At 60.5% G+C, this 15,104-nt stretch carries 10 protein-coding genes; 5 read left to right on the top strand and 5 right to left on the bottom strand.

Annotated features, from left to right (window positions below; translation table 11 throughout):
• Positions 1-17: 17 nt before the first annotated feature.
• Positions 18-1,733, bottom strand: a complete 1,716-nt coding sequence (gene cysI, locus SSARUM2_RS03510) for an assimilatory sulfite reductase (NADPH) hemoprotein subunit (protein WP_060452766.1) — start codon at positions 1,731-1,733, stop codon at positions 18-20.
• Entirely contained in the window at positions 1,733-3,535 is a 1,803-nt protein-coding gene (gene cysJ / locus SSARUM2_RS03505; protein WP_033649245.1) for an NADPH-dependent assimilatory sulfite reductase flavoprotein subunit, read from the bottom strand. The genes cysI and cysJ overlap by 1 nt, the downstream gene beginning before the upstream one ends.
• Before the next feature lie 436 nt (positions 3,536-3,971).
• Here cysJ and queD point away from each other — a divergent pair, with 436 nt between their 5' ends.
• Positions 3,972-4,331 carry a 6-carboxytetrahydropterin synthase QueD gene (queD, locus tag SSARUM2_RS03500; RefSeq protein WP_004932638.1) on the top strand — a complete coding sequence of 120 codons (360 nt, stop codon included), beginning with the start codon at positions 3,972-3,974 and terminating at the stop codon, positions 4,329-4,331.
• 29 nt (positions 4,332-4,360) lie between these two features.
• On the opposite strand, the gene queE is transcribed toward queD, so the two are convergent.
• On the bottom strand, positions 4,361-5,032 hold the full coding sequence (gene queE / locus SSARUM2_RS03495) for a 7-carboxy-7-deazaguanine synthase QueE (protein WP_041033308.1): 672 nt from the start codon (positions 5,030-5,032) through the stop codon (positions 4,361-4,363).
• Positions 5,033-5,358: 326 nt separating this feature from the next.
• Here queE and SSARUM2_RS03490 point away from each other — a divergent pair, with 326 nt between their 5' ends.
• From SSARUM2_RS03490 to SSARUM2_RS03475, 4 genes are all read left to right on the top strand, one after another.
• Positions 5,359-6,699 carry an aromatic acid/H+ symport family MFS transporter gene (locus SSARUM2_RS03490; RefSeq protein ID WP_060452767.1) on the top strand — a complete coding sequence of 447 codons (1,341 nt, stop codon included), beginning with the start codon at positions 5,359-5,361 and terminating at the stop codon, positions 6,697-6,699.
• A gap of 379 nt (positions 6,700-7,078) precedes the next feature.
• Positions 7,079-8,770 carry a urocanate hydratase gene (gene hutU / locus SSARUM2_RS03485; protein ID WP_025159649.1) on the top strand — a complete coding sequence of 564 codons (1,692 nt, stop codon included), beginning with the start codon at positions 7,079-7,081 and terminating at the stop codon, positions 8,768-8,770.
• Positions 8,767-10,302: a histidine ammonia-lyase gene (hutH, locus tag SSARUM2_RS03480; RefSeq protein ID WP_060452768.1), complete on the top strand. Its 1,536-nt coding sequence runs from the start codon at positions 8,767-8,769 to the stop codon at positions 10,300-10,302. Before hutU ends, hutH begins: the two co-directional genes overlap by 4 nt.
• A gap of 102 nt (positions 10,303-10,404) precedes the next feature.
• Complete coding sequence (locus tag SSARUM2_RS03475; protein ID WP_060427209.1) at positions 10,405-11,799, top strand: amino acid permease; 1,395 nt, start codon at positions 10,405-10,407, stop codon at positions 11,797-11,799.
• A 116-nt stretch (positions 11,800-11,915) separates the two neighbouring features.
• Here SSARUM2_RS03475 and eno read toward each other — a convergent pair whose 3' ends face one another.
• Positions 11,916-13,211: a phosphopyruvate hydratase gene (gene eno, locus SSARUM2_RS03470; protein ID WP_033637140.1), complete on the bottom strand. Its 1,296-nt coding sequence runs from the start codon at positions 13,209-13,211 to the stop codon at positions 11,916-11,918.
• Positions 13,212-13,292: 81 nt separating this feature from the next.
• The gene (gene pyrG / locus SSARUM2_RS03465) at positions 13,293-14,930 is read right to left on the bottom strand and encodes a glutamine hydrolyzing CTP synthase (RefSeq protein ID WP_033637139.1); all 1,638 of its coding nucleotides are present in this window, start codon (positions 14,928-14,930) and stop codon (positions 13,293-13,295) included.
• Positions 14,931-15,104 lie beyond the last annotated feature (174 nt).

Here is a 15,104-nt window from a genome sequence, read left to right as displayed (position 1 = left end):
CCAGGGGCCGCCCGGCCTCACTCCCAGAAATCTCGCGCCGGATCCAGCACCGGTTTGACGATGCCCGCGCGGATGGTGAAGTCGCCGAAGCCTTCGCCGGCGTTGCGCTCCTTCGCCCAGCGCCCCACCAACAGGTCGATCTCGCTCAGGATCTCGTCTTCGTTGATGTTCTCGCGGTACATGCGCGGAATGCGCGTGCCTTCGCGGTTGCCGCCCAAATGCAGGTTATAGCGGCCGACCGCCTTGCCCACCAGCCCCAGCTCCGCCAACAGCGCGCGGCCGCAGCCGTTTGGGCAGCCGGTGATGCGCAGCACGATATGCTCGTCACCCACCCCGTGCCGATGCATGATCCCTTCCACCTTGGTGACGAACTGCGGCAGGAAGCGCTCGGCCTCCGCCATCGCCAACGGGCAGGTCGGGAACGATACGCAGGCCATCGAGTTCTTGCGTTGCTCACTGATCTCGTCGTCGATCAGGCCATGATCGCGCGCCAGGGCTTCGATCTTCGCCTTCTCGCTTGCCGGCACGCCGGCGATGATCACGTTTTGGTTCGCCGTCAGACGGAAGTCGCCTTTATGGATCTTGGCGATCTCCGCCATGCCGGTCTTCAGCGGACGCCCCGGATAGTCCAGCAGGCGGCCGTTCTCGATAAACAGCGTCAGGTGCCATTGATCGTCGATGCCCTTCACCCAACCGATGCGATCGCCGCGGCCGGTGAATTCATACGGCCGGACCGGCGCGAAGGTGATACCGGCGCGCTTTTCCACTTCGGCGCGGAAAACGTCCACCCCGACGCGCTCCAGCGTGTATTTGGTTTTGGCGTTCTTGCGATCGGTGCGGTTGCCCCAGTCGCGCTGCGTGGTCACCACCGCTTCCGCCACCGCCAGCGTATGCTCGAGCGGAATGTAGCCGAATTCGCTGGCCTGCCGCGCGTAGGTCTTCTTGTTGCCGTGTTCGATGGACAGCCCGCCGCCCACCAGCAGGTTGAAGCCTACCAGCTTGCCGTTTTCGGCGATCGCCACGAAGTTCATGTCGTTGGCGTGCAGATCGACGTCGTTCTGCGGCGGGATCACCACCGTGGTTTTGAATTTGCGCGGCAGGTAGGTCGGCCCCAGAATCGGCTCTTCGTCGGTGGTGGCCACCTTCTCCTGATCCAGCCACACCTCAGCGTAGGCGCGGGTGCGCGGTAGCAGGTGTTCGGAGATCTTCTTCGCCCACTCGTAGGCTTCCTGATGCAGCTCGGACTCCACCGGGTTGGAGGTGCACAGCACGTTGCGGTTAACGTCGTTGGCGGTCGCCAACGCGTCCAGCCCCAGGCGGTTCAGCAGCTGGTGCACCGGTTTGACGTTGCCTTTCAGAATGCCGTGAAACTGGAACGTCTGGCGGTTGGTGATGCGAATGCTGCCGTACAGCGTGCTCTCCTGCGCGAACTTGTCGATGCCCAGCCACTGCTGCGGGCTGATGATGCCGCCCGGCAGGCGGCAGCGCAGCATCATGGCGTGGCGCGGCTCCAGCTTCTGCTCGGCGCGTTCGGCGCGAATATCGCGGTCATCCTGCTGATACATGCCGTGAAAACGGATCAACAGGAAGTTGTCGCCGTTGAAGCCGCCGGTCAGGCCGTCGTTCAAATCTTCGGCGATGGTGCCGCGCAGGAAGTTGCTCTCCTTCTTCATGCGCTCCGCATCGGCCAGTTTGCCTTCGACTACCAAAGGCCCGGGGTGTTTATCACTCATCAGTAAACATCTCGCTGATAACGGCGCTCAAGGCGCAGCTCACTTAAAAATTCATCCGCCTGCTCGGTATCCATGCCACCGTGCTCGGCCACCAGTTCCAGTAATGTGTTTTCCACGTCTTTCGCCATGCGATTGGCATCGCCGCAGACGTAAATGTGCGCGCCTTCCTGAATCCAGCGCCACACTTCCGCGCCCTGTTCGCGCAGTTTGTCTTGTACGTATATTTTATGTTGCTGGTCGCGGGACCAGGCCAGATCGATGCGGGTCAGCAGGCCGTCTTTCACGTAGCGCTGCCATTCGACCTGATACAGGAAATCTTCGGTGAAGTGCGGGTTGCCGAAGAACAGCCAGTTTTTGCCGCCGGCGCCGTCGGCGTCGCGCTGCTGCATAAAGGCGCGGAACGGCGCGATGCCGGTGCCCGGGCCGATCATGATCACCGGCGTTTCCGGGTTGGCCGGCAGGCGGAAGTTGTCGTTGTGTTCGATAAAGACCCGCACGTCGCCGTCTTCCTCCAGGCGATCCGCCAGGAAGCCGGAGGCGCCGCCGCTGCGGGCGCGCCCGTCGATGTCGTAACGCACCACGCCCACGGTGATGTGGACTTCGCTTTCGTTCTCCGCCTGCGAAGAGGCGATGGAGTACAGACGCGGCGTCAGCGGGCGCAGCAGGCCGACCAGCTGTTCGGCGCTCAGATCCGCCGGCGCCTGACGCACCATGTCGACGATCGGCGTGTTGTGCGCGTACTGCTGCAGCGCAGCTTTATCCGCCAACAGGCCGATCAGCGTTTCGTCGCGCGACAGCGCGGCGTATTTATCGACGATCGGCGTGGTGTTCTGCGTCAGCTCGAAATGGCTGCGCAGCGCCTGCGCCAGCGGCAGGGTTTGCCCTTCCACCTCGACCGGTTCGTCGCCTTTCAGCCACAACAGCTGCACCAGTTCGTCCACCAGCGCCGGATCGTTGTCGAACCATACGCCGAGCGCATCGCCCGGCTGATAGCGCAGGCCGGAGTCGCCCAGATCGATTTCGATATGGCGCACGTCTTTATCCGACGCGCGGCCGGTAATTTTCTGATTGACCGCAAGCTGGGCGGTAAGCGGTTGTTCCTTGCTGTACGGGCTGCTGTCGATCAGATCGACCGCGCCGCTGGCCAACACGCCCGGTGCGGCGCTTTCCGCCGGCGCGCGCGCCTTCAGCACCGACACCACCTGTTTGCGCCAGGCGGCGGCCAGTTCCTGGTACTCCACGTCGGCGTCCACGCGCTCCACCAGGCGCTCGGCGCCCAGCTCGGCCAGCTTGCCGTCGAAATCCTTACCAGACTGGCAGAAATTCTCATAAGAGGTGTCGCCCAGCCCGAACACCGCAAAAGCGGTGTCATTCAGCTTCGGCGCCTTCTTCGAGAACAGGAATTTATGCAGCGCCACCGCTTCTTCCGCCGGCTCGCCTTCCCCCTGCGTAGAGGCGACGATCACCAGCAGGCGCTCTTGAGCTATCTGCTTGAACTTGTAGTCGCCGGCGCTGATCAGCGTGGCGCTCAGATTGGCGGCCAGCAGATCGTCGCGCAGCTGCTCCGCCAGGCGGCGCGCATTGCCGGTCTGCGAAGCGGAAATGATGGTGATGCCGGCGGCAGCCGCAGGGGCGACAGGCGCAATGGCCACGGCTCCGGGCTGTTGATTGACCATGCCCCAAAAATAGCCGGACAGCCACGCCAGCTGCGTCGGCGAATAGTCGCCGATCGTCGCCTGCAGGCGCGCCAGCTGTTCGGGCGTCAGCGGGAGCAAAGATGTTGGAGGAGCCTGAGTCGTCATTGCTGTACTTATTTCCTATACTTAGCGCCTTTCCTGCCAGGCGCGCGCCAGTGTCAGTCGCTGTCTCTTCGCTGCGTCGGGTGTGCGGAAAAGATCAGGAGAGTTTGTAAGGTTACCGAGCAGAATAGCAACGATTAAATAAGGGATAGCAATAAATCATAACCAAAATGACTAAGCTGTTTTTCCGGTAAGGGATAACGCTTAAACCGTTAAACAAAGTTTTTTATCCAGATGAAATTAAAGCGCTTTTTTTCATCGTTTTTTCACCGTTCAACATTTCGGCTCATTACCCCAGCCGATAGGTGCCGCAAACACCAAACAAAAAAAGTGTTAACCGGATGCGTTTGCCGTGGCGGTAGACCATAACGGTATAAATGGCAAGCAGACGCGCTTTCCGGTACTATGCGGCGGTTTTTGAGTCAATGAGGCCGTAATAATGGCAACCACGCTGTTTAAAGATTTTCAGTTTGAAGCCGCACACCGTTTGCCCCACGTGCCGGAGGGCCATAAATGCGGCCGTCTGCATGGGCATTCGTTTATGGTGCGTCTGGAAGTGACCGGTGAAGTGGATCCCCACACCGGTTGGGTGATGGATTTCGCCGAGCTCAAGGCTGTGTTTTCCCCGATCTGGGAGCGGCTGGATCACCATTATCTGAACGATATTCCAGGATTGGAAAATCCCACCAGCGAAGTGCTCGCCGCCTGGATTTGGCAGCAGCTCAAGCCCCAGTTGCCGGAACTGACTGCGGTGATGGTGAAAGAGACCTGTACTGCGGGATGCGTATATAAAGGTTAAAAGAAAGGGCGCCCAAGGGCGCCCTGATTTTAGGCGATGTTCAGATACTTGTGGGTCTGCATCGACAGCCGCCAGTTGCGCGCGATGCAGGTTTCGATGCACAGGCGGGTCGCCTCTTCTTTCTGGCTGATCGGCTGCAGCGCGATAATGCGCGCCTTGTCGTCCTGCAGCGTCGCCAGCAGCGCGTCCAGCGCCTCGATGTCGCGCTCGCGCGCCACCGGATGCTTCACCTCGTCGGCGCGCCGCAGCGCCTGATCCAGCACCTTCATGCCGCCGCGCATATTCACCTTCGGCGAAACCGTCACCCAGGTGTTGGCGGAACAGCGCACCTCGTGGGTGCCGCTGGTCTCAATCTGGCAGCCGTAGCCATGCTGTTCGAACAGCTCGGTCAGCGGCGCCAGATCGTAGATGCAGGGTTCGCCGCCGGTGATCACCACATGGCGCGCGGTGTAACCTTGTTGGCGCATCACCGCCAGCAGCTGCTCGGCGCTGGCGTTGCCCCAGGCGTCGCTCTCTTCTGTTTTGACCAGGATCCGTTGCAGGTCGACTTCCCGATTGGCTTCCTTTTCCCAGGTATGTTTGGTGTCGCACCAACTGCACCCTACCGGGCAGCCCTGCAAGCGGATAAAAATGGCCGGCACGCCGGTGAAAAAGCCTTCGCCCTGCAAGGTTTGGAACATCTCGTTGATCGGGTACTGCATCGGTTTCTCAATCTGGAAAAGTAAAAAGCGATTATCGCAGATTCCGGCCCGGCGACCAAACGGCCAACATTGTATTAAATTTTATTCTCCGCGCCGCCGCCAGCATATCTCACCACCCACGGCGTTCATTTAATTTGTGAGTCAGGCTTTGGCCTTTCATTCACGGTGTAACCTGCTTCGCAAAAACAACATTTATTTAACGCATAAGATAAATATATTTGACATAAAGCGCCGACGCGCAGATGTATATACAAGCAAACACAAGCCGAGCGTCAGTTTCGGCCACGTTCCATCCATCACGACTACATCTGCGTTTAGAGGGTGCCATGACTCATTCCACCAGCGAGTTGAACATTCAGCAGGCCATCGACGACAGCAAATTTTCGCTGTTTCACTGGACCCTGATCATTCTCGGATTCCTGATCCTCGCCATCGACGGTTTCGATACCGCCGCCATGGGCTATATCGCCCCCTCGGTCGCCAAAGACTGGGGCATCGTCAAACAGGATCTGGGGCCGGTGCTGAGCGCCGCGCTGCTGGGGCTGTCGCTCGGCGCGCTGATCGCCGGGCCAATCTCCGATCGCATCGGCCGCAAGCGCGTGCTGGTGTTTTCCTGTCTGTTCTTCGGCCTGTCGAGCCTGGCCACCGCCTACGCCGGCTCGCTCAACAGCCTGACGCTGTGGCGCTTTCTCACCGGCCTCGGGCTGGGAGCGGCGATGCCCAACGCCATCACGCTGATCTCCGAATACGCGCCGCAGCGCTGCCGTTCGCTGGCGATCAACACCATGTATTGCGGTTTTCCGCTGGGCGCGGCCGGCGGCGGCGCCATTTCATCGTGGCTGATCCCGAGCTACGGCTGGCACAGCGTGCTGCTGCTCGGCGCCATTGCGCCGCTGGCGTTGACGGTCTTGCTGATCCTGCTGCTGCCGGAATCGGTCAAATACATGGTCAACCGCGGGCAGGATGCGGCGAAGATCAAGCGCATCGCACAGCGCTTCGTCAGCCAGAGCCTGGACGGCGTGACGCGTTTTTACCTGCACGAAGAGAAGCTTACGCACACCAAGACCAGCGTCGGCCTGCTGTTCAGCCGCCCTTACCTGCTCGGCACGCTGATGCTGTGGCTGACCTACTTTATGGGGCTGGTGATCTACTACGTGTTGCTGAGCTGGATGCCGATCCTGATGCAGGGGCTGGGTTACCAGCTGGAGCAATCGGCGATGCTCACCTCGCTGTTCACCTTCGGCGGCACGCTTGGCATCCTGGTGGCCGGCTGGCTGATGGATCGCTGGAATGCGCACAAGGTGGTCTCGAGCGGCTTTGTCGCCACTGCCCTGCTGATCGTGGCGATGGCGACCGAGGACAAACACATCGTGCTGCTGGGCGCCTTCATCTTCCTGATGGGCGTCACCATGAACGGCGCGCAGTCCGGGCTGCAAACGCTGGCGGCCACCTTCTACCCCACCCACAGCCGCGCCACCGGCATCGCCTGGATGCAGGGCATCGGCCGCTTCGGCGGCGTCGCCGGCACCATGATGGGCGCCCAACTGCTGGCGATGCAGTGGGAGGTGCAGAGCATCCTGATGTTCCTGTGCGTGCCGGCGCTGATCGCCGCCATCGCCACGGTATGCAAAATGAGCCGCAAACCAACGCTGCAACCGGCGGCCTGACCCTGGCAAGCCCGCCACCGACGGCGGGCTTTTTCCCTGCGGCGATAGGGTTTGTTTATCCCCTGGCCGCAACTGTAATCAGTCTGTAAAAATATTGTGACTAGCCGCCCAAAAATGAGTCATTTTTAATTCATTTTTGCCGAACAGCTCACTTTTCTCCGGCTTTCCATACATGAAGCCGGAGATAAAAAATCGCATATCAAACTGATATAAAAAGAAAATAACTTTTTCTTATGCCACTTTTCAGCGCCAACTGGTCAGTGTTGCATATGCTTGTACATACAAGTATATGTTAATAAACCCTACGCATTGTTATGCCGTGGTACTCATCCCCCACCGCGGCATGGAATCTGCACCGATACTGTTTGAGGAAACTGCTGTGACTACAAATAACAAAGTTCGCAATGTCGATGTACGCGCGCCACGCGGCACACAATTAAACGCAAAAAGCTGGCTGACCGAAGCGCCGTTACGCATGCTGATGAACAACCTCGATCCTGAAGTTGCGGAGAACCCACACGAGCTGGTGGTGTACGGCGGCATCGGCCGCGCCGCGCGCGACTGGGATTGCTACGACAAGATCGTCGAAACGCTGAAAACGCTGGAAGAAGACGAAACCCTGCTGGTGCAGTCCGGCAAGCCGGTCGGCGTCTTCAAAACCCACAGCAACGCGCCGCGCGTGCTGATCGCCAACTCCAACCTGGTGCCGCACTGGGCGACCTGGGAACACTTCAACGAACTGGACGCCAAAGGCCTGGCCATGTACGGCCAGATGACCGCCGGCAGCTGGATCTACATCGGCAGCCAGGGCATCGTTCAGGGCACCTATGAGACCTTCGTCGAAGCGGGCCGCCAGCATTACGACGGCAGCCTGCAGGGCCGCTGGGTGCTGACCGCCGGCCTGGGCGGCATGGGTGGCGCGCAGCCGCTGGCCGCGACGCTGGCGGGCGCCTGCTCGCTGAACATCGAATGTCAGCAGAGCCGCATCGATTTCCGCCTGAAAACCCGCTACGTCGATGAGCAGGCTAAAGATTTGGACGACGCGCTGGCACGCATCAAAAAATACACCTCGGAGGGCAAAGCCATCTCCATCGCCCTGTGCGGCAACGCGGCGGAAATCCTGCCTGAGCTGGTTCGCCGCGGCGTGCGCCCGGACATGGTCACCGATCAGACCAGCGCCCACGATCCGCTGAACGGCTACCTGCCGAAAGGCTGGAGCTGGGAAGAGTATCGCCAGCGCGCCCAGACCGAGCCGGCCAAAGTGGTCGCCGCCGCCAAGCAGTCGATGGCCGATCACGTCAAAGCCATGCTGGCCTTCCAGCAGATGGGCGTGCCGACCTTCGACTACGGCAACAACATTCGCCAGATGGCGAAAGAAACCGGCGTCGACAACGCCTTCGACTTCCCGGGCTTCGTGCCGGCCTACATCCGTCCGCTGTTCTGCCGCGGCATCGGGCCATTCCGCTGGGCGGCGCTGTCCGGCGATCCGCAGGACATCTACAAAACCGACGCCATGGTGAAAGAGCTGATCCCGGATGACGAACACCTGCACCGCTGGCTGGACATGGCGCGCGAGCGCATCAGCTTCCAGGGCCTGCCGGCGCGCATCTGCTGGGTTGGCCTCGGCCAGCGCGCCAAGCTGGGCCTGGCGTTCAACGAAATGGTGCGCCGGGGCGAACTGTCCGCCCCGATCGTCATCGGCCGCGACCACCTGGATTCCGGCTCCGTTTCCAGCCCGAACCGTGAAACCGAAGCGATGAAAGACGGCTCCGATGCGGTTTCCGACTGGCCGTTGCTCAACGCCCTGCTGAACACCGCCAGCGGCGCCACCTGGGTTTCCCTGCACCACGGCGGCGGCGTCGGCATGGGCTTCTCCCAACACTCCGGCATGGTGATCGTCTGCGACGGCACCGACGAAGCCGCCGAGCGCATCGCCCGCGTCCTGCACAATGACCCGGCTACCGGGGTCATGCGTCACGCCGACGCCGGTTACGATATCGCTATCGATTGCGCCCGTGAGCAAGGCCTGAACCTGCCGATGGTTGCCGCGACCCAAGGAGAAAAAGCATGAAAGCGCTGACTATTCGCCCAGGCAAACTGACGCTGGCCCAGCTACGCGACGTCTATCAACACCCGGTGACGCTGACGCTGGACGACAACGCCTACGGCCCTATCCAACAGAGCGTGGCCTGCGTGGAACGCATCGTTGAAGAAAACCGCACCACCTACGGCATCAATACCGGGTTTGGCCTGCTGGCTTCGACACGCATCGCCCGCGACGATCTGGAAAACCTGCAGCGTTCGATCGTGCTGTCGCACGCCGCCGGCGTGGGCGAGCCGACCGACGACAACCTGGTGCGCATGATCATGGTGCTGAAGATCAACAGCCTGTCGCGCGGCTTCTCCGGCATTCGTCTGGAAGTCATTCAGGCGCTGATCGCGCTGGTCAACGCCGAAGTTTATCCGCATATTCCGCTGAAGGGCTCGGTCGGCGCCTCCGGCGACCTGGCGCCGCTGGCGCACATGAGCCTGGTGCTGCTGGGCGAAGGCCAGGCGCGCCATCAGGGCCAATGGCTGCCGGCGACCGAAGCGCTGGCCAAGGCCGGCCTGAAACCGCTGACGCTGGCGGCGAAAGAGGGCCTGGCGCTGCTGAACGGCACCCAGGTCTCCGCCGCCTTCGCGCTGCGCGGCCTGTTCGATGCCGAAGACCTGTTCGCCGCCGCGACCGTGGCGGGCAGCCTGACGGTGGAAGCGGCGCTGGGCTCTCGCAGCCCGTTCGATGCGCGCATCCACGAGGTGCGCGGCCAGCGCGGCCAGATCGACGCCGCCCTCGCCTACCGCCACCTGCTCGGCGCGCGCAGCGAAGTCTCCGACTCGCATCGCAACTGCGAAAAAGTGCAGGATCCTTACTCCCTGCGCTGCCAGCCGCAGGTGATGGGCGCCTGCCTGACGCAGATCCGCCAGGCCGCCGAGGTGCTGGAAATTGAAGCCAACGCCGTCTCGGATAACCCGCTGGTGTTCGCCGAACAGGGCGACGTGCTGTCCGGCGGCAACTTCCACGCCGAGCCGGTGGCGATGGCCGCCGATAACCTGGCGCTGGCGTTCGCCGAAATCGGTTCGCTGTCCGAGCGCCGCATCTCGCTGATGATGGACAAGCACATGTCGCAACTGCCACCGTTCCTGGTGGAAAACGGCGGCGTGAACTCCGGCTTCATGATCGCCCAGGTGACCGCCGCGGCGCTGGCCAGCGAAAACAAAGCGCTGGCGCACCCGTCGAGCGTCGACAGCATTCCGACCTCCGCCAACCAGGAAGACCACGTTTCCATGGCGCCGGCCGCCGGTCGCCGCCTGTGGATCATGGCGGACAACGTGCGCGGCATTCTGGCGGTCGAATGGCTGGCCGCCTGCCAAGGCCTGGATTTTCGCAACGGCCTGAAGACCTCGGAAGGTCTGGAGCAGGCGCGCCGTCTGCTGCGCGAGCATGTCAGTTTCTACGACAAGGATCGTTTCTTCGCCCCCGACATTGAAGCCGCCAGCCAACTCTTGGCGGCCGGTCACCTGACATCGCTGCTGCCTGCGGCGCTGCTGCCTAGCCAGGCATAATCATCACACACTGAATCACGCAGTTTGTTCTGCCCCGCCGGGTGCGTTCCACCCGGCGCGGGCAGCGCGTGCCTGTTCGGCAAACACTTAACGGGAAGCAACATGCGTAACGAAACAACACAACTCAGACGCGGACTAAACGCGCGGCACATCCGTTTCATGGCTCTCGGCTCGGCGATCGGCACCGGCCTGTTCTACGGCTCCGCCGGCGCCATCCAGCTGGCCGGCCCGGCCGTGCTGCTGGCCTACCTGGTGGGCGGCGCGGCGGTGTTCATGGTGATGCGCGCGCTGGGTGAAATGGCGGTGCACCAGCCGGTTTCCGGCTCGTTCGGCCACTACGCCAGCCACTATCTCGGCCCGCTGGCCGGGTTCCTCACCGGTTGGACCTACACCTTCGAAATGGTGATCGTCGCCCTGGCGGACGTCACCGCCTTCGGCATTTATATGGGGCTGTGGTTCCCGGACGTCGCCCAGTGGGTCTGGGTGCTCAGCATCATTCTGTTTATCGGCGCGCTCAATTTGTGCAGCGTCAAGGTGTTTGGCGAGCTGGAATTCTGGCTGTCGCTGGTCAAGGTCGCCGCCATCGTGGCGATGATCGTCGGTGGCGCGGCGGTGATGCTGTTCGGCTTCGGCCAAGCCCAGCACGCCACCGGTATCAGCAATCTGTGGCAGCACGGCGGCTTTATGCCTAACGGCATCGGCGGCGTGGTCGCGTCATTGGCGGTGGTGATGTTCGCCTTCGGCGGCATCGAGATCATCGGCATTACCGCCAGCGAGGCGAAAGATCCCGCCAAAGTGCTGCCGAAAGCGATCAACGCCGTGCCGGTGCGCATCCTGCTGTTTTACGTGCTGACGCTGACGGTGCTGATGGCGATCTACCCGTGGAACAGCATCGGCCAGAACGGCAGCCCATTCGTTGAGATCTTCAGCAACCTCGGCATCAGCTCCGCCGCCAACGTGCTGAACGTGGTGGTGATCACCGCCGCCATCTCAGCCATCAACAGCGACATCTTCGGCGCCGGCCGCATGATGTACGGCATGGCGCAGGACGGCCAGGCGCCGCGCAGCTTCACCAAACTGACCGCCAGCGGCGTGCCGTGGATGACGGTGCTGGTGATGTCGGTCGCCCTGCTGCTGGCGGTGGTGCTCAACTACCTGATCCCGGAGAAGGTCTTCATGATCATCGCCTCGATCGCCACCTTCGCCACCGTCTGGGTGTGGCTGATGATCCTGCTGTCGCAGATCGTCATGCGCCGCACGCTGTCGCCGGAAGAAACTCGTCAGTTGAGCTTCCCGGTGCCGTGGTGGCCGGTGGCGCCGGCATTGGCGACCGCCTTTATGGCATTCGTCATCGGCCTGCTCGGCTACTTCGAAGAGAGCCGCATCGCGCTGTACGTCGGGCTGGTGTGGATCGCCTTACTCACCGTGGCTTACTGGCTGTGGGTGCGCAAGAAAGGCGGCGGCTCGCCGGTGAGCGCGGCAACGCAGCAGATGTAACGCTCGCTTCTGATAAAACCCGCTGCGGCGGGTTTTTTATTGCGCTTTTGGCCAAACGCCGGCCATAAAAAAACCCGCCGCGGCGGGTTTTTATTTAGCAACCGAATCGGTCGAACTTACTGGCCTTTAACTTCTTTCAGGCCGTTGAACGGCGCACGGTCACCCAGCGCTTCTTCGATACGGATCAGTTGGTTGTACTTGGCAACGCGGTCAGAACGGCTCATGGAACCGGTTTTGATCTGGCCAGCCGCAGTCCCTACCGCCAGGTCGGCGATGGTCGCGTCTTCGGTTTCACCGGAACGGTGAGAGATCACCGCGGTGTAGCCGGCGTCTTTCGCCATCTTGATAGCCGCCAGAGTTTCGGTCAGAGAACCGATCTGGTTGAATTTGATCAGGATGGAGTTAGCGATGCCTTTCTCGATGCCTTCTTTCAGGATCTTGGTGTTGGTAACGAACAGATCGTCGCCCACCAGCTGGATTTTGTCGCCCAGAACTTTGGTCTGGTAAGCGAAGCCCGCCCAGTCGGATTCATCCAGGCCGTCTTCGATAGACACGATTGGGTACTGTTTGGTCAGATCTTCCAGGAAGTGAGTGAACTCTTCGGAAGTGAAGGCTTTGTTACCTTCGCCGGCCAGCACGTATTTACCGTCTTTGTAGAATTCGGAAGCCGCGCAGTCCATCGCCAGAGTGACGTCTTTGCCCAGCTCGTAGCCCGCCGCTTTTACCGCTTCAGCGATAACCGCCAGCGCTTCGGCGTTGGAACCCAGGTTTGGCGCGTAGCCGCCTTCGTCGCCCACGGCGGTGTTCATGCCTTTGGCTTTCAGAACTTTCGCCAGGTGGTGGAACACTTCAGAACCGATGCGCACCGCTTCTTTCAGGGTTTTCGCGCCAACCGGCTGAATCATGAATTCCTGAATGTCGACGTTGTTGTCAGCGTGCTCGCCGCCGTTGATGATGTTCATCATCGGCAGTGGCATGGAGAATTTGCCTGGGGTGCCGTTCAGTTCAGCGATGTGCTCGTACAGCGGCATACCTTTAGAGGCTGCAGCCGCTTTCGCTGCTGCCAGGGAAACCGCCAGAATGGCGTTGGCGCCGAAGTTGGATTTGTTTTCGGTGCCGTCCAGCTCGATCATGATCTTGTCGATGTTCGCCTGGTCTTTGGCATCTTTACCCAGTACTGCCTGAGCAATCGGACCGTTTACTGCAGCAACGGCTTTCAGTACGCCTTTACCCAGGAAACGAGACTTGTCACCGTCACGCAGTTCCAGCGCTTCGCGGGAACCGGTAGAAGCACCTGACGGCGCAGCAGCCAGGCCGACGAAACCGCCTTCCAGATGAACTTCGGCTTCAACAGTCGGGTTACCGCGGGAGTCGATGATTTCACGACCGATGACTTTAACGATTTTGGACATTAGGTTTTCCTCAGTACAAGTTAAACTAAAACTCCAGACAAACAGCGCGCGGTTCTCACCGCGCGCCGCCTACCAAATATTTTATTTCACCTGGCGCTTCTGATGCTCGCCTGCGGCTTTCACGAAGCCGGCGAACAGCGGATGCCCATCACGCGGCGTAGACGTAAATTCCGGGTGGAACTGACAGGCTACAAACCACGGGTGATTCGGCAGTTCAATGATCTCGACCAGCTTGTTGTCGGCGGAACGACCGGCGACACGCAGCCCTGCGGCTTCGATCTGCTTCAACAGCATGTTGTTAACTTCGTAACGGTGACGGTGACGCTCGACAATGGTCGGTTCGCCATACAGCTGACGCACCAGGCTGTTGTCGATCAGGTTGCACTGTTGGCCACCTACGCGCATCGTGCCGCCCAAATCGCTTTCTTCGCTGCGCACTTCGACGTTGCCGTCTTCGTCGCGCCATTCGGTGATCAACGCCACCACCGGGTACTTACAGTCTGGCATAAACTCGGTGGAGTTGGCGTTTTCCATGCCCGCCACGTTGCGAGCGAACTCCATCAGCGCCACCTGCATGCCCAGGCAAATGCCCAGGTAAGGAATGTTGTTCTCGCGCGCATAGCGTGCGGTCATCACTTTGCCTTCCACGCCGCGGTAACCGAAGCCGCCCGGGATCAGGATCGCGTCCAGCCCTTTCAGCACTTCCACGCCGCGGGTTTCCACGTCCTGCGAGTCGATCAGCTTGATGTTCACGGTCAGACGGTTTTTCAGCCCGCCGTGCTTCAGCGCTTCGATCACCGACTTGTAGGCGTCCGGCAGCTCAACGTATTTGCCGACCATGCCGATGGTCACTTCGCCGCCCGGATTGGCTTCTTCGTAGATCACCTGTTCCCATTCGGCCAGGTTGGCTTCCGGTGCGTTCAAGCTGAATCGTTTACAAATATAATCGTCCAGCCCCTGAGATTTCAATAGGCCTGGGATTTTATAAATAGAATCAACGTCTTTCAGAGAGATAACCGCTTTTTCTGGCACGTTGCAGAAAAGCGCGATTTTAGCGCGTTCGTTAGCAGGAACTGCGCGATCGGAACGGCAAATCAGCACATCAGGCTGAATACCGATGGAAAGCAGCTCTTTTACGGAATGCTGGGTCGGCTTGGTTTTCACTTCGCCGGCCGCCGCCATGTACGGCACCAGCGTCAGGTGCATATACAGAGTGTGCTCGCGGCCCACTTCCACCGCCATCTGACGGATAGCTTCGAGGAACGGCAGCGATTCGATATCGCCGACGGTGCCGCCGATTTCCACCAGCACCACATCGTGGCCTTCGCCACCTTCGATGATGCGCTCTTTGATCGCGTTGGTGATGTGCGGAATGACCTGCACGGTCGCACCCAGATAGTCGCCGCGGCGTTCTTTACGCAGCACGTCGGAGTAGATGCGGCCGGTGGTGAAGTTGTTGCGACGCGACATTTTGGTGCGGATGAAGCGCTCGTAGTGACCCAAATCCAGATCGGTTTCTGCGCCGTCTTCGGTGACGAAAACTTCCCCATGCTGAATCGGGCTCATGGTGCCCGGATCCACGTTGATGTACGGGTCCAGTTTCATGATGGTAACGTTGAGGCCACGGGCTTCAAGAATAGCCGCCAGAGAGGCTGCGGCAATGCCTTTACCCAGAGAGGATACGACCCCGCCGGTCACAAAAATATAATTAGTTGTCATGCTGAACCTGAGAGTTTAGGTTTAAAGACGATGGAAGAACCAGGACGGGAAAGTAGTATACCCGAACCTCTCCTGACCTACAAACGATCGTTTTGCTGTCCATCATCTCGGCCGCCCTCCCGTGTTCATCAGGGTTTACTCCGCCGGCGCCGCATAAACCCTCCAGGTAAAACA

Source organism: Serratia sp. K-E0102 (assembly GCF_029962625.1).
GTDB lineage: Bacteria > Pseudomonadota > Gammaproteobacteria > Enterobacterales > Enterobacteriaceae > Serratia > Serratia sarumanii.
This window is presented reverse-complemented; position numbering and strand designations above follow the sequence as displayed.

What these genes read in the sequence shown, in the direction of transcription:
- cysI (WP_060452766.1), bottom strand. Translation starts at nt 1,733, where the DNA reads ATGAGTGATAAACACCCCGGGCCTTTGGTAGTCGAAGGCAAACTGGCC.
- cysJ (WP_033649245.1), bottom strand. Translation starts at nt 3,535, where the DNA reads ATGACGACTCAGGCTCCTCCAACATCTTTGCTCCCGCTGACGCCCGAA.
- queD (WP_004932638.1), top strand. Translation starts at nt 3,972, where the DNA reads ATGGCAACCACGCTGTTTAAAGATTTTCAGTTTGAAGCCGCACACCGT.
- queE (WP_041033308.1), bottom strand. Translation starts at nt 5,032, where the DNA reads ATGCAGTACCCGATCAACGAGATGTTCCAAACCTTGCAGGGCGAAGGC.
- SSARUM2_RS03490 (WP_060452767.1), top strand. Translation starts at nt 5,359, where the DNA reads ATGACTCATTCCACCAGCGAGTTGAACATTCAGCAGGCCATCGACGAC.
- hutH (WP_060452768.1), top strand. Translation starts at nt 8,767, where the DNA reads ATGAAAGCGCTGACTATTCGCCCAGGCAAACTGACGCTGGCCCAGCTA.
- SSARUM2_RS03475 (WP_060427209.1), top strand. Translation starts at nt 10,405, where the DNA reads ATGCGTAACGAAACAACACAACTCAGACGCGGACTAAACGCGCGGCAC.
- eno (WP_033637140.1), bottom strand. Translation starts at nt 13,211, where the DNA reads ATGTCCAAAATCGTTAAAGTCATCGGTCGTGAAATCATCGACTCCCGC.
- pyrG (WP_033637139.1), bottom strand. Translation starts at nt 14,930, where the DNA reads ATGACAACTAATTATATTTTTGTGACCGGCGGGGTCGTATCCTCTCTG.